Origin of the sequence: Maricurvus nonylphenolicus (assembly GCF_042854845.1) — a bacterium.
GTDB classification, from domain to species: Bacteria; Pseudomonadota; Gammaproteobacteria; order Pseudomonadales; family Cellvibrionaceae; genus Maricurvus; species Maricurvus nonylphenolicus.
On the sequence record NZ_AP031498.1, the window covers coordinates 1,809,933 to 1,824,149 of the forward strand.

A 14,217-nucleotide genomic window follows, 5' to 3' on the forward strand; every position below is an offset into this window, starting at 1 on the left:
TCAAAGGCTTATACTGTAAAGGTCGGTTCGCCGGCCTTTTTTCGTTTTAGTGAATTGGATTGATATTGAGAGACACCATGACCCAAACCTATGATGTAGCAGTAGTTGGTGCCACCGGAGCGGTGGGGGAAGCCATGATCGAAATTCTGGAACAGCGGGATTTCCCGGTGGGTACTCTGTACCCGTTAGCTAGTGAACGCTCTGCCGGTGCAAGCATCATGTTCAAAGGCAAGTCGGTACGTGTTGAGCGACTCGATGAGTTTGACTTCAGTCAGGCGCAGATTGGCTTGTTCTCTGCCGGCGGCAGTGTTTCCGCCGAGTTTGCACCCAAGGCAGCCGCTGCGGGTTGTGTGGTGATCGACAATACCTCGCACTTCCGTTACCACGAAGATGTGCCTTTGGTGGTGCCGGAAGTAAACCCGGAAGCCATTGCCCAATATAAAGACAAGGGCATTATTGCCAACCCAAATTGTTCAACCATTCAAATGCTGGTGGCCCTTAAGCCTCTGTATGATGCGGTGGGTATTGAGCGCATAACTGTGTCTACCTATCAGGCTGTGTCTGGTACGGGTAAGGCGGCTGTAAATGAGTTGGCCGGGCAAACCGCGCGCTTGTTAAATGGCCAACAGGCCGAAAATAACGTCTATCCGAAACAAATCGCCTTTAATGTGTTGCCGCATATCGACGTATTCCAGGATAACGGCTATACCAAAGAAGAGATGAAGATGGTTTGGGAGACCCAGAAAATCTTCGATGATGCACAAATTCAGGTAAATCCGACCTGTGTTCGCGTGCCAGTGTTCTATGGGCATTCTGAATCAGTCCATATTGTTACCCGTGAACCTGTCAGTGTGGATTTTGCCACTGAACTGTTGGAGCAGGCGCCTGGCGTAGAAGTCATGGATAGCCATGAAGATGGCGGTTATCCGACACCGCAGGCTGAGTCAGCTGGACAGGATGAAGTCTTTGTCGGCCGCATTCGTCAAGACCTGTCAAGCGATAAAGGTCTCAATTTGTGGATTGTGTCAGATAATGTAAGAAAAGGTGCCGCACTTAACAGTGTGCAAATCGCCGAATTGTTGATAAAAAGCTATTTGTAATAGATACTTACCGGGATTAGTGAAGAAATATTCGAGGTTTTCGAGCTAACCAGATTCAATTTTGGCGTTTTGGGGTGTCTCTTTCGGGATGTATGTCTACAGGCATGAGGAGATGCGCGCCAGCGGTCAGCTTGGTTGCCAGGATTAGCACCAGCTCGCTACATAGCAGGGTTGGGAAGAATAATATTGGCTACCAGGGGCCAAGGAGATAATAAAAGGATCGACCTATGCGTCTTCGTAAACTGGCTTTAGCGGTTGGGCTGGCAAGTGCCTTGGGCACAGAGGTGGCCAGCGCTCTGGGGTTGGGCGAAATCAAGCTCAACTCCACTTTGAACCAACCTTTGGATGCAGAAATCAGACTGCTGCAGGTAAGAGACCTGACGCCTGAAGAGATCTTGGTGGCCTTGGCCTCGCGAGATGATTTCAATCGTGCCGGTGTGGATCGGCCGTTTTTCCTTACCGGGCTTAAATTTAGCGTTGTGCTTGATGGTGCCGATGGGCCCAAGGTCAGGGTGACCTCACGCAAGCCTGTGCGCGAGCCCTATCTGAATTTCCTGGTTGAAACCCAGTGGCCAAGTGGTCGCCTGTTGCGCGAATACACCTTGTTGATGGACTTGCCGGTCTTCTCTGAAGAGCGTGCAGCCCCGGTTACTCGCGCGGCTAAGCCAGAGCCAAAACCTCAAACGCAAGCTCGACAGCCAGCCTATCAGCAACCGCAACAGTCGGTTTCTCGTCCGCCTGCGCAGACCGAACGTCAAGAACAGGCTCCAGCACCTCGTCAAACGCCTCGTCAGCCACAGTATGGCCAGAGTGGAGAGGTTTATGGGCCGGTTGGTGCCAGCGATACCCTGTGGGAAATTGCCCTGAAAGCACGCCCAAGTCGTCAGTATTCTGTTCAGCAGACCATGCTGGCTATTCAGCGTTTGAACCCTGAAGCCTTTATCAATGGCAATATCAATTTATTGCGTAAAGGTCAGGTTCTGCGCCTGCCAAAAGCTGAACAGATTGATGGTTTGTCCGAGCGTCAGGCGGTCAATGAAGTCGCTTTCCAAAATACCCAGTGGTCCGGTGACCCTAACGGTCAAGTTAGCGGGCCACAACTCGAAGCCGGTAAACGTTTAGCCGAGCGTTCCGAAGAGCGTCAAACCGTCGAAGGGCGCTTGAAGCTGGCATCTGGCGGTGCCGATGGTGCCGAAGCCGGTCGTGCTGACGGAGCCGAAGGTGGTGATGTTGATGCTCTGCAAAACGAATTGGCGATCTCGCTGGAAGAGCTGGATCGCAGCCGCCGAGAGAACAGTGATTTAAAAGAGCGTGTTGCCGAGCTTGAAGATCAAATCTCCACGATGGAGCGTTTGGTCGAAGTGAGTAATGAGCAGCTACGTGCGTTGCAATTAGCCGCAGAGCAGGGTGATCAACAGTTGGCAGAAGCTGCCAGCCAGATTGAAACTCCGGAAGAGCCAGTAACCGCTGAACCAGCAGAAGCGCAAACCGAAGTAACTGATCAAACTGCTGAAGCAACACCAGCGCCGGTTACAGAACCTGCGCCGCAAGTGAAGAAGCCTGACCCAAGTAAAAATGTGGTGGTGTCTTCCAAGCCTGCTGAGAAAGGGTTTATTGATACCCTGCTCGATAATATCTTGCTGGTAGGCGCAGGCCTGTTAGCCATTATCGGTGCTGCGGTTGTTTTCCTGCGTCGTCGCAGTGAGCGCGAAGAAGAGCAAGAGCTTGAGTCTGCGCTGGATCGCCTGCCGGAAGAGGATGACTTCGATTCCCCATTTGCTGGTGAGGCTGAAGAAACTGAAGAGTTGGCGCTGGATGAGCCATCTGAAGCTGAAGATCTTGAGTTGCCGCTGGAAGACGATTCAGAAGAAGTTGAACCGCTGTTGGGTGGTGAGCTGGACTTTGATGACGCTGGTGCAACCGGTGAAGCGGAAACTGATGATGCTGTCGGTGAAGCAGATATCTACATTGCCTACGGCAAGCTGGATCAAGCCGAAGATATGCTGCAGAAAGCCATCGATGCTGATCCTGGTAATACCGCCGCACGACTGAAACTGATGGAAGTCTATGTGGAAGGTAAAAACCTGACCGCTTTCGATCAGCAGTATGCGCAAGTACAAGGTGATGTTGTTGCAGAAGAGCGAGCCAGTGAGCTGCGTAGCCAGTTTGCCGATGCGCCTGCTTTTGATGCCAGTGCAGTTGAAGCTGTAACAGAAGACAGCACTTTGGATCTGGATGAGCCGGAATCGGCAGATGCTGAGCTGGATTTGGACGTATCCGATGATCTGAGCTTGGATGAACCTCTGTTGGGCGATGATGATCTATCCCTTGATGACCTTTCGCTGGACGATGCTGAGCTAGATGGCTCTGCGTTGGATGATGTGGCAATTGAGGGCAGTGAGGATCAGGTAGAAGAAGATCTGGGCCTGGATTTTGATCTTGGTGATTTGGAAACTTCTAGCGACGACACTGCTACAGAAGAGCTTGATGATGATTTGGGTGAGCTGTCGTTGGATCTGGATTTAACCGATCTTGATACCGAAGTACCTGCTGATGATAACGCTCTGGATCTGGACTTTGATCTTGGTGACGATACCGCAGAAGAAGCTCCAGCAGAAACTGAGGCTACCGAAGAATTCTCTTTGGATTTGGATACTGACTCAGCTGGCGATCTGGATGCTGCCGAGGAAGAAGATTTAGGTATCGATTTTGATCTGGGCGATGTTGAGCCTCAAGCTGATGATGCGGATACCGGTTTTGAATTGGATCTTGATCTGGACAGTGAGCCAGAGACGATCGTTGAAGACGATGGTGATTTAAGTCTGGATCTGGATGAAGGTTTGGATCTGGATTTAACTGAAGACGAAGTGCCTGCGCTTGATGATGCTCTGACCCTGGATGATGAGCTGTCACTGGATTTACCTGAGGAAGCTCCTGCTGTTGAATCTGAGCCACCTGTTCTTGAGGCAGCTGAAGCCGAGCCTGCCGATGAGTTTGATATGGATCTGGATTCACTCGACAGTGGTGATATGGATCTGGCTGCACTGGATGAAGAGGTTGATGCGTTAGCCGGTAATCTGGATTTGGCATCTGAAGAGTTCGGTGACGAATTTGGTGATGATGCTGCAGAGCCTGTTGATCTGAGTGCGGCAGATTTATCCCTGGATGATGTTGTTACGGATACTGAAGAGGTTCCAACTCTTGATTCCGCCGATGAGGCTCCAGTGGAAGAAGCTCCAGTGATGGAAGAGCCGCTAAGTGATTTCGGTGATCTGTCTCTGGAAGAGCCTGTAGTTGAAGAAGAGCCTGTAGTTGAAGAAGAGCCTGTAGTTGATGAAGCACCTGCTGCGGGTTTGGATGCTGAGATTGAGCCTCTTGATGATTTATCTTTGGATCTCAGTGAGGAGTTTGCTGAGCCGTCTACAGAGGATGCAGCAGTTGAAGAATTGTCTGTAGAGCAGCCTGCTGAGGAAGAGCCAGAGTTCGATATCGCAGCGGACCTGGGTATCGATCTGGATGCCGAGCCAGAAGCTGAAACCGAAGATGATGTTTTCGATGCAGCCCTGTCTGATATCCCAACCAGCGATGCCGAGGATTTGGCCGCTGACGATATTATGGACGAGGACCTGGATGCTGAGCTGGACTTCCTGGCTGATACCGATGAGGCGGCGACCAAGTTGGATCTGGCCCGTGCCTACATCGATATGGGTGATAAGGACGGTGCCAAGGATATCCTGGGTGAGGTAGTTGCCGAGGGTAATGCTGATCAGAAGAAGGATGCTGAGGAGTTGTTGTCTCGTATTAACTAGGGATAACTAAGTCCTTCTCTTAAAAACCCGGTTGGTTTTCCAATCGGGTTTTTTTATGGTTTCTAGATGGTGGATTTAAACCCGGAGGCAGTCGGGGGAAGCTGCTCTTCGCGCCCATAAGCGGCCGGAAAAAGTCAGCGCCTCGGAAACTCGCGATGCTCAGACAGCCTCGGCGACTACCCTGACTTTTTCCGGCCGCTTAAGCGATGGGCTGATTGCTACGATCAGCTTCCCCCGACTGCCTCCTTGCTTTGTGCTATCCCTTTTCTTGATAGCTTCTAACATTTACTGCAAATCGATAGAATACGCGGCCACATGATTTGAAGTTGACCTCCTATGTCCAAAGACCATTTCCCCAAAACAGGCGAGTATTACCGCAACTGTGAGGTGCTAGAAGGTGGCGCTTTGCCGGAAGGTATGGTGCGAGTGGCGTTGGCTGTGGAATATAACGGAGCCTGTTTTCATGGGTTTCAGAGTCAGCCCAGTGGGGTGGCTACGGTGCAGCAGGCGTTGGAGAAAGCGCTGTCTAAAATCGCCAATGAAGAGATTACCTTAGTCTGTGCAGGTCGCACCGATGCGGGTGTTCATGCGACTGGCCAGATTGTGCATTTCGATACCTTAGCTCAGCGTCCCGACAAAGCCTGGGTGCTGGGGGTTAATGCTGAGCTGCCTGATACGGTCAGTGTGCGTTGGGCCAAGCAGGTACCGGCGCAGTTTCATGCGCGTTTTAGTGCAACCGCTCGGGCCTACCGTTATGTGATTTGTAATAGCTATGCGCGTCCTGCGTTGCAGTTTGATCAGTTAACCTGGGAGCGTCGTGAGCTGGATATTGCGAAGATGGAGCAGGGGGCCAAGCAGTTGATTGGTCGTCATGACTTCAGTTCTTTCCGAGCCTCTCAGTGCCAGGCAAAAAGCCCGGTGCGGGAGATTACCCATTTCGATCTGCATCAGCGCGGTGAGTTGATTGTGTTGGAGGTGAAGGCCAACGCGTTTCTCCACCATATGGTGCGCAATATGGTAGGGGTTTTACTGGCCATTGGTGCAGGTGAGGCTGAGCCTCAGTGGGTGAGTGAGCTGCTGGCGATTAAGGACCGCCGTCAGGCCGGTGTCACCGCTAAACCTCACGGCCTCTATCTGGTGGCTGTGGACTACCCAGAGCACTTTGAGTTGCCTCAGCTGGCCCCTGGGCCGCATTTTTTCGCTGAACCGGTTGGCGGTTTCAGTCGTATCTAATCATTCAATCCCGGCTATTTGTTCCGGCCTTGCGCTTTCTGGCTAAATGGCCGGTCTGCAAGGCTAAAATGGCTTCTGGGGTGTCTGGAATTCTGCTAAGATGCTGGGTTTTTTGACGGTCGCTAATTGTAGGGATGTTCTAAGGAATTATTCCGAGAGCGGCTGACCTCTTGGGGAATCGTTTTACATGTCTTCGTGCCGAGTCAAAATCTGTGGCATTACCTCTGTTGAGGATGCTCAGATGGCCGTTAATGCGGGTGCTGATGCGATCGGGTTGGTGTTTTATGCCAAAAGCCCGCGCCATGTCAGTGTTGAGCAGGCCCGTGAGATTGCTTTGGCAGCCGGTCCTTTCGTGACGGTGGTAGGCCTGTTTGTTAATGCCCCGGAAACTGAGGTCAATGCGATATTGCAGCAGGTGCCTTTGCATGTGTTGCAGTTCCATGGTGATGAAGATCTGGCCTTCTGTGAGCAGTTTGCGCGACCCTATATGAAGGCCCTGCGTATGAAGCCTGACCTGGATATTCAGGCGGCGATGGCGGCTTACCCATCGGCTAGCGGTATTTTACTCGATGCCTATCGCCCTGGCGTACCGGGCGGCACCGGGGAAACCTTTGATTGGGATAGGGTGCCAGATCAGGCGCCGTGTCCTTTGGTTCTGGCGGGTGGCTTGACCTCCGAGAATGTTAAGCAGGCAATTGCAGCGACGTCCCCCTCTGCGGTGGATGTCAGCGGTGGTGTTGAGGCATCACCGGGTAAGAAAGATGTAGAGAAAACAGTTTCGTTTATTCAGGCGGCAAAAGGCTAGTCTGAAACCTTTATACGGAGAAGCAGTGTGAGTAGTGAAAAACAAGGTACCGTCGACCTGACTTCAGTGGATTATGCACAATTCCCTGATGCCAAAGGTCATTTTGGTCCTTACGGTGGTCGCTTTGTATCAGAGACCCTGATGCCGGCGCTCGACGAACTGGAAACCATGTATAACGACCTGAAAGATGATCCCAACTTTCAGGCCGAGTTCGACAAGGATATGGCCCACTATGTTGGTCGTCCTTCACCGCTGTATCACGCTGAACGATGGTCCCGTGAGCTGGGTGGTGCGCAGATTTACCTGAAGCGTGAAGACTTAAACCATACCGGTGCTCACAAGGTGAACAACTGTATTGGTCAGGCGTTGCTGGCGAAATACAGCGGTAAGAGCCGTGTGATTGCTGAAACCGGTGCGGGACAGCACGGTGTAGCGACTGCGACGGTCGCTGCGCGTTTGGGCCTGGAGTGTCACGTGTTTATGGGCGCTGAAGATGTTCAGCGTCAGTCTCTGAACGTCTATCGAATGAAGTTGCTGGGTGCCAATGTGATTCCGGTAACCTCCGGTTCCAAAACCCTGAAAGACGCCATGAACGAAGCCATGCGCGACTGGGTGACCAACGTTGATGACACCTTCTACATTATCGGTACTGTGGCTGGCCCACACCCGTACCCGCAGCTGGTGCGTGATTTCCAGTGCATTATTGGTCGTGAAGCCCGTGCCCAGAGTTTGGAAATGACCGGTCGCCTGCCGGATGCATTGGTAGCTTGTGTCGGTGGTGGTTCCAATGCGATTGGTTTGTTCCATCCGTTCCTGGAAGATACTGATGTAAAAATTTACGGTGTTGAAGCCGGTGGTCACGGTGTTGAAACCGGTGAGCACGCTGCGCCACTGAATGACGGTATCCCAGGTGTACTGCACGGTAACCGTACCTACCTGATGGAAGATGAAGACGGTCAGATTATCGAAACCCATTCGGTCTCTGCCGGTCTGGATTACCCAGGTGTTGGTCCTGAACATAGCTGGTTGAAAGACATTGGTCGTGCTGAGTATGTGGCGGTCAATGATGATGAAGCCATGGATGCCTTCCGCGCTCTGACGCGTATCGAAGGTATTATGCCTGCGCTGGAGTCCAGTCACGCCTTGGCTTATGCGGCCAAGCTGGCGCCGACTATGGATAAGGACCAGATTATTCTGGTGAATCTGTCCGGTCGTGGTGACAAGGATATTCTGACTGTTGCCAATATCGATGGCATCTCGGTCTAATTGAGCGGTAGGAAAGAAAACTCATTATGAATCGTTTAAATACAAAGCTGGCTCAGCTGCGTGAGAAAAATCGTAAGGCATTGGTGACCTACATTGTGAATGGTGACCCGGTATCTGAGGTGACTGTTCCCGCCTTGCATGCCATGGTAGAGGCTGGCGCTGATATTCTGGAGTTGGGTGTACCTTTCTCCGATCCTATGGCTGAAGGACCGGTGATCGCCTTGGGCCACGAGCGTGCTCTGGCTGCGGGCACCAGCCTGCGTTCCACCTTCGAGGTGGTGAAGAAATTCCGCGAAACCGATAGCGAAACCCCTATTGTACTGATGGGTTACGCCAATCCGGTTGAGCGTATGGGTTATAAAACCTTTGCCCAGCTGGCTTCTGAGGCCGGTGTTGATGGTCTGCTGACCGTTGACCTGCCACCGGAAGAAGCGGTTGAGCTGAACGGTGAGCTGAAGGCCGTAGAGATTGAAAATATCTTCCTGTTGGCGCCTACCACGACGCCAAATCGTATGCAGGATATCGTCAATCTGGCCTCCGGTTTTATTTATTATGTGTCTTTGAAGGGTGTAACCGGTGCTGGTCATCTGGATGTCACATCCGTAAAGGATAAATTAGCAGAGATTCGCAATCTGACTGAAACCCCGGTGTGTGTGGGTTTTGGTATTAAAGATGCAGAATCAGCCAAAGCGGTGGCGGCAAATGCCGACGGCGCTGTTGTCGGCAGTGTCTTGGTCGACAAAATGGGCAGTTTGCAGGGGGAAAGTGTGGAAACCATCTGCCAGGCTCTGGCAGAATTGGTGGCCCCGATTCGTCAGGGATTGGACGAGCTGTAAGTCGTCTGACTCGGGGGAAAGCGCAAGCAATCTGAATTTGAAAATAAAAAACGCTTAGCAAAGAGAATGGATATATGAGTTGGTTAGATAAAATTGTTCCAGCCATCAAAAAAAGCTCCGCGCCACGTGGCGAGAGCAAGGTGCCAGAAGGTCTGTGGAAAAACTGCGTTAAATGCGGCGCTGTATTGTATCGTCCTGAATTAGAGCGCAATCTGGATGTGTGCCCAAAATGTGATCACCATATGCGTATCGGTGCTCGCAAGCGTCTGGATATCTTCCTAGATGAGGACAACCGCGAAGAGCTGGCGACCGAAGTTGAACCTATCGATCGCCTGAAGTTTAAAGACGTGAAGAAGTACAAAGAGCGTCTGGCTTCCGCACAAAAATCTACCGGTGAAAAAGATGCTCTGGTGGCTATGAAAGGTGAGCTGAAAGGTATGCCTGTTGTAGCGGTAGCCTTTGAATTTGCTTTCCACGGCGGTTCCATGGGTTACGCGGTGGGTGAGAAGTTTACCCGTGCTGCCCAAGTTGCGTTGGAGCAAAATATTCCGCTGGTATGTTTCTCTGCCACCGGTGGTGCCCGTATGCAGGAAGCGTTGATCTCCCTGATGCAGATGGCCAAAACCAGTGCCGTGATTGAGAAGCTTAAGCAGCAGGGAACCCCTTATATTTCCATCATGACCGACCCGGTTTACGGTGGTGTATCAGCAAGTCTGGCGCTGTTGGGTGATATCAACGCCGCAGAGCCTGGTGCTCGCGCCGGTTTTGCCGGTCCAAACATTATCGAGCAGACCATTCGTCAGAAGCTGCCAAAAGGCTTCCAGCGCAGTGAATTCCTGTTGGAGCACGGCGCTATCGACATGATTATTCCTCGTGAAGAAATGCGTGATCGTGTTGGTGCCTTGCTGGCCAAGTTTACCCATCGCTCTGTAGCCTAATAGATAGGGTATTCGTTAAGGTTTGAATTCCACTTCTCAAAACAAGCCACAAGGCGTTCCACAAGAAAGCCCACAACTGGCTGACTGGCTGGCACGCCTTGAAGCGCTTCACCCCTCTGAGATAGAAATGGGGCTGGGGCGCGTCTCTGAGGTGGCCAGCCGCATGGGCCTGCTTGATCTGGCCTCTGATCCTTCCCGTAATATCATCACGATTGCCGGTACCAACGGTAAGGGCTCCTGTGTGGCAACACTGGAGGCCATGGCCTGCGCCCAGGGTATTTCGGTCGGTGCTTTTACCTCGCCGCATTTCTTGCATTATTGCGAGCGTATCCGTGTTAACGGCAATCCCGTTGATGATGCGCTGGTCTGTGAGGCTTTCGAGGCCATTGAGCAGGCGCGTGGTGAAATCTCCCTGACCTATTTTGAGTTTGGCACTCTGGCGGCGTTGGAAGTTTTTCGTCGACAGGGCGTAAGTGTCCTCTTGCTTGAGGTGGGATTGGGCGGTCGTTTGGACGCGGTCAATATCATTGATAGCCAGATTGCCGTCGTCACTTCCATCGATATTGATCATGAGGAATGGCTAGGCAATGATCGCGAGGTCATTGGCGCTGAAAAAGCCGGTGTCTTTCGTGCTGGCTGTCCTGCTATCTGTGCTGATCCAAATGCCCCAGCGTCTATTGCCCGTGTCGCCGCAGAAACCAATGCAGACTTGTGGCAAAAAGGTGAGCGTTGGGATTGGCAGCGGGAAGGCAACACCTGGTCCTGGCAAGGACAAACGACCACCGGTGAAGCGGTTTCCGTTTCAGATTTGGTCGTTCCATCTTTACCGCTACCAAGTGTGGCGGCGGCATTGCAGGTGGCGACACTGCTGGGCTGGCCATTGGAATCCGTGGTGCCAGAGATTGCCAAACTGTCGTTAACCGGGCGCGCCCAGATTATTCAATCCGGTGATATCCCTGTGTGGCTGGATGTGGCTCATAACCCTGCAGCGGCCAAGTTGTTGGCCGAGCACTTAGCGTCAAACCCTGTTCAGGGTAAAACACTTGCCGTTATGGCTGTGATGGCAGACAAGGATATTGATGGTCTCTTATCGCCATTAATATCACAGCTTGATTGCTGGTACTGCTGCAGCTTGCCGGGTAATGCCCGTGCCGCCTTAGCGAACAGTTTGGCCCAGGATACCCAGCGTATGTTGACGGCGACTGGACTTCAGCAGTCAGTCACCATTTGTGATACGGTTGCATCTGGTTTGACTCAGGCATTGGAGCAGGCGCAAGAGGGTGACAGGGTATTGGTCCTTGGGTCATTCTTCACCGTGGCAGAGGCTATAACAGCTCTCTCGGCATAAAGGCTTCATTAAGCTATAAACCCCTAAAATCTCTTATAACAAAACTACAGCGGAGAAGACGTGTGGATGACGGATTAAAACAGCGATTAGTAGGCGCCTTTGTTTTGTTGGCGTTGGGTGTGCTGTTTCTCCCGGTATTGTTCGATCGCGATGGCCGCTTAAGTGTCGATCGCACCACGCAGATTCCCCCGGCCCCGAAGGTTGAGCCACTGGTTAAAATTCCTGATCCGGTACGCCCGGCGAATATCGAACCGGCCAAAAAGCCGCAAGAGATGTACCTTGCGGACGAATCCAAGAAGGTAAGCCCGGCTCCAGCCAAGCAGCCAGGCAAAGCAGATGGCCTGACTGATAAAGGTGTTCCCAAGGCCTGGATGATCCAGGTGGTCAGCTATAAGACCCAAAAGCAGGCTGAAGAGTTACGCAATCGCCTGATAAAAGATGGCTATAAGGCCTTTACCCGTACCGTTTCCACTGCCAAGGGTAAGGTGACGCGGGTCTATGTAGGCCCCAAGATTGAGAAGGCCAAAGCCTTTGAGGTTAAGCGCAAGTTGGATAAATCTCTCAAGGTGGATTCCCTGGTTTTGCGTTTTGAGCCGTGATGCTCTGCCTATCAACAACAGGTCTATCAAATTGGTGTTATACGCTGCCAGCTTTGTTAGAATGCCCTCTTTTATAACACCTGATCATTAAATTGATCATATTGCAGGCAAACAGGCTACGACCAAGACTATGAATTGGGCTGATTGGACCATTCTCGCTATCCTGGCTGTGTCGAGCCTGATTAGTCTTAAGCGCGGTTTCGTGAAAGAAGCTCTGTCATTGGCGGTCTGGGTTGCGGCCTTTATTATCGCCATGACCTTTCGTGACCAGCTGGCTACTCTATTGGTTAATTCTATTGGCACACCCTCAGTCAGAGAGATGGTGGCCTTCGGTATTCTCTTTGCGGCAACCCTGATTGTGGGGGCCATGGTTAACTACCTGATTGGTGAGTTGGTCCGTATGACGGGCTTGTCAGGTACCGACCGTTTGTTTGGAATGATTTTTGGGATGGCCCGCGGGGTCATTGTGGTGATGGCTGTATTATTGCTGGTACCGCCTGTGATTCCGATCGATCAGGATCCCTGGTGGCAACAATCATCACTGATTCCCCATTTTATGACCCTGGAAGCCTGGTCGCGTCAGTTGGCGGGACAATTGGCAGATATGGTGCTTAAGTTTTTTTAAAGACAGTTTTCTAGCGGCTAGACTTAAATCGCTAGCCTGAATGTTTTTGTAAATATAGTTAATAGTCCAGTTCGGAGCTGAGGTAGAACAAGTATGTGTGGCATTGTCGGTATCGTAGGCAAATCTGATGTCAATCTGCAGTTATATGATGCATTGACCATGCTTCAGCATCGCGGTCAGGATGCGGCCGGGATTGTGACTTGCCATCAAGGCAAGTTTGCTCAGCAAAAAGCCAATGGTCTGGTACGTGATGTATTCCGTACCCGCCATATGCAACGCCTGATCGGTAATGTGGGTATTGGCCATGTACGTTACCCAACTGCCGGTAGTTCAGGCCCAGCGCTGGCGCAGCCGTTCTATGTGAATTCTCCATACGGTATTGCCATGGCTCACAACGGTAACCTGACCAATACCGATGCCATTCGTGAGCACTTGTACCGCACCGACCTGCGTCACGTGAACACCGATTCAGATTCCGAAGTGCTGCTGAATGTATTCGCCCACGAACTGCAACGCCAGGGCAAGCTGGAACCGGAAGCGGAAGATATCTTCAACGCGATTAAGAGCGTACATCGCCGTGTACGTGGTGGTTATGCCTGTGTTGGCCTGATCGTCAACTACGGCCTGTTTGCGTTTCGCGATCCGCACGGTATTCGCCCGCTGGTTATCGGTAAGCGCAGCACGGAGAAGGGTGATGAATATATTATCGCCAGTGAAAGTGTCGCCTTTGACGTACTGGGCTTTAAACTGATTCGTGATGTGGCGCCGGGAGAGGGGGTATTTATTACCACCGAAGGTGAGCTGCAAACCATGCAGTGTGCCGATGATCCATCACTGAGCCCCTGTATTTTTGAGCATGTTTACTTTGCTCGTCCAGATTCCATTATCGATGGTATTTCTGTTTATAAAGCGCGCCTGCGTCAGGGTGAAAAGCTGGCAGAGAAGATCCTGCGCGAGCGCCCTGATCATGATATCGATGTGGTTATCCCTATCCCGGACAGTAGCCGTGTCGCTGGCCAGGCCCTGGCTCAAACTCTGGGTGTTAAATTCCGCGAAGGCCTGGTGAAAAACCGCTATATCGGTCGTACCTTTATTATGCCGGGCCAACAGCAGCGTAAAAAATCTGTACGCCAGAAGTTAAACCCGATTGGCTTGGAATTTAGCGGCAAGAATGTGTTGCTGGTCGATGACTCCATTGTGCGTGGTACCACCTGTGAGCAGATTATTGAGATGGCTCGTGATGCAGGTGCTGCCAAGGTGTACTTTGCCTCTGCTGCGCCTGCGGTGAAATACCCCAATGTGTACGGTATTGATATGCCAAGCGCCAAGGAGCTGATTGCTCATGGCCGTACCGACGAAGAAGTGTGTAAAGAGATCGGCGCCGATTGGTTGGTTTACCAGGACCTCGATGACCTGATTGCCGCTTCCGCCGAAGGTAACGTTGATGTAACCCAGTTTGACTGTGCGGTATTTACTGGCGAGTATGTTACGGGTGACGTTGATCAGGCTTACCTGGATGAATTGGATGCTGCGCGCAACGATAAATCCAAAGCATCAAAAGAGAAAACCATCGACCAGGGTGAAAATGCGGTCATTGGTTTGCACAATGATGGTGATAATGCCGAAGCAGGTTAATGCAGGTATTAGTCACACAATTT

General features: G+C 51.7%; 11 protein-coding genes. All 11 read left to right on the forward strand.

The window, feature by feature from the left end:
• Positions 1-77: 77 nt before the first annotated feature.
• The 11 genes from ACGHZ6_RS07800 to purF all read left to right on the forward strand — a co-directional run bounded on the left by ACGHZ6_RS07800 (position 78) and on the right by purF (position 14,194).
• A complete protein-coding gene (locus tag ACGHZ6_RS07800) occupies positions 78-1,100 on the forward strand; it encodes an aspartate-semialdehyde dehydrogenase (protein ID WP_390618268.1) in 1,023 nt (340 codons plus the stop codon).
• Positions 1,101-1,327: 227 nt separating this feature from the next.
• Positions 1,328-4,909, forward strand: a complete 3,582-nt coding sequence (locus tag ACGHZ6_RS07805) for a FimV/HubP family polar landmark protein (RefSeq protein ID WP_390618269.1) — start codon at positions 1,328-1,330, stop codon at positions 4,907-4,909.
• Positions 4,910-5,245: 336 nt separating this feature from the next.
• Positions 5,246-6,142, forward strand: coding sequence for a tRNA pseudouridine(38-40) synthase TruA (truA, locus tag ACGHZ6_RS07810; protein ID WP_390618270.1), 897 nt, complete (start codon positions 5,246-5,248; stop codon positions 6,140-6,142).
• Between the two features lie 187 nt (positions 6,143-6,329).
• Positions 6,330-6,947 (forward strand): phosphoribosylanthranilate isomerase, encoded by a 618-nt coding sequence (locus ACGHZ6_RS07815; protein ID WP_390618271.1) that lies wholly within the window; start codon positions 6,330-6,332, stop codon positions 6,945-6,947.
• Positions 6,948-6,974: 27 nt separating this feature from the next.
• Positions 6,975-8,213, forward strand: a complete 1,239-nt coding sequence (gene trpB, locus ACGHZ6_RS07820) for a tryptophan synthase subunit beta (protein WP_390618272.1) — start codon at positions 6,975-6,977, stop codon at positions 8,211-8,213.
• 26 nt (positions 8,214-8,239) lie between these two features.
• Entirely contained in the window at positions 8,240-9,049 is an 810-nt protein-coding gene (trpA, locus tag ACGHZ6_RS07825) for a tryptophan synthase subunit alpha (RefSeq protein WP_390618273.1), read from the forward strand.
• A gap of 74 nt (positions 9,050-9,123) precedes the next feature.
• Positions 9,124-9,987, forward strand: coding sequence for an acetyl-CoA carboxylase, carboxyltransferase subunit beta (gene accD, locus ACGHZ6_RS07830; RefSeq protein ID WP_390618274.1), 864 nt, complete (start codon positions 9,124-9,126; stop codon positions 9,985-9,987).
• Between the two features lie 22 nt (positions 9,988-10,009).
• Positions 10,010-11,335: a bifunctional tetrahydrofolate synthase/dihydrofolate synthase gene (folC, locus tag ACGHZ6_RS07835; RefSeq protein ID WP_390618275.1), complete on the forward strand. Its 1,326-nt coding sequence runs from the start codon at positions 10,010-10,012 to the stop codon at positions 11,333-11,335.
• Positions 11,336-11,397: 62 nt separating this feature from the next.
• Positions 11,398-11,934, forward strand: a complete 537-nt coding sequence (locus ACGHZ6_RS07840) for an SPOR domain-containing protein (protein WP_390618276.1) — start codon at positions 11,398-11,400, stop codon at positions 11,932-11,934.
• Positions 11,935-12,064: 130 nt separating this feature from the next.
• Positions 12,065-12,559, forward strand: coding sequence for a CvpA family protein (locus ACGHZ6_RS07845; protein WP_390618277.1), 495 nt, complete (start codon positions 12,065-12,067; stop codon positions 12,557-12,559).
• 93 nt (positions 12,560-12,652) lie between these two features.
• Positions 12,653-14,194, forward strand: a complete 1,542-nt coding sequence (purF, locus tag ACGHZ6_RS07850) for an amidophosphoribosyltransferase (RefSeq protein WP_390618278.1) — start codon at positions 12,653-12,655, stop codon at positions 14,192-14,194.
• Positions 14,195-14,217 lie beyond the last annotated feature (23 nt).

Coding starts and splice junctions, on each gene's coding strand:
- accD (WP_390618274.1), top strand. CDS start 9,124: ATGAGTTGGTTAGATAAAATTGTTCCAGCCATCAAAAAAAGCTCCGCG.
- trpA (WP_390618273.1), top strand. CDS start 8,240: ATGAATCGTTTAAATACAAAGCTGGCTCAGCTGCGTGAGAAAAATCGT.
- ACGHZ6_RS07800 (WP_390618268.1), top strand. CDS start 78: ATGACCCAAACCTATGATGTAGCAGTAGTTGGTGCCACCGGAGCGGTG.
- truA (WP_390618270.1), top strand. CDS start 5,246: ATGTCCAAAGACCATTTCCCCAAAACAGGCGAGTATTACCGCAACTGT.
- ACGHZ6_RS07805 (WP_390618269.1), top strand. CDS start 1,328: ATGCGTCTTCGTAAACTGGCTTTAGCGGTTGGGCTGGCAAGTGCCTTG.
- purF (WP_390618278.1), top strand. CDS start 12,653: ATGTGTGGCATTGTCGGTATCGTAGGCAAATCTGATGTCAATCTGCAG.
- ACGHZ6_RS07845 (WP_390618277.1), top strand. CDS start 12,065: ATGAATTGGGCTGATTGGACCATTCTCGCTATCCTGGCTGTGTCGAGC.
- ACGHZ6_RS07815 (WP_390618271.1), top strand. CDS start 6,330: ATGTCTTCGTGCCGAGTCAAAATCTGTGGCATTACCTCTGTTGAGGAT.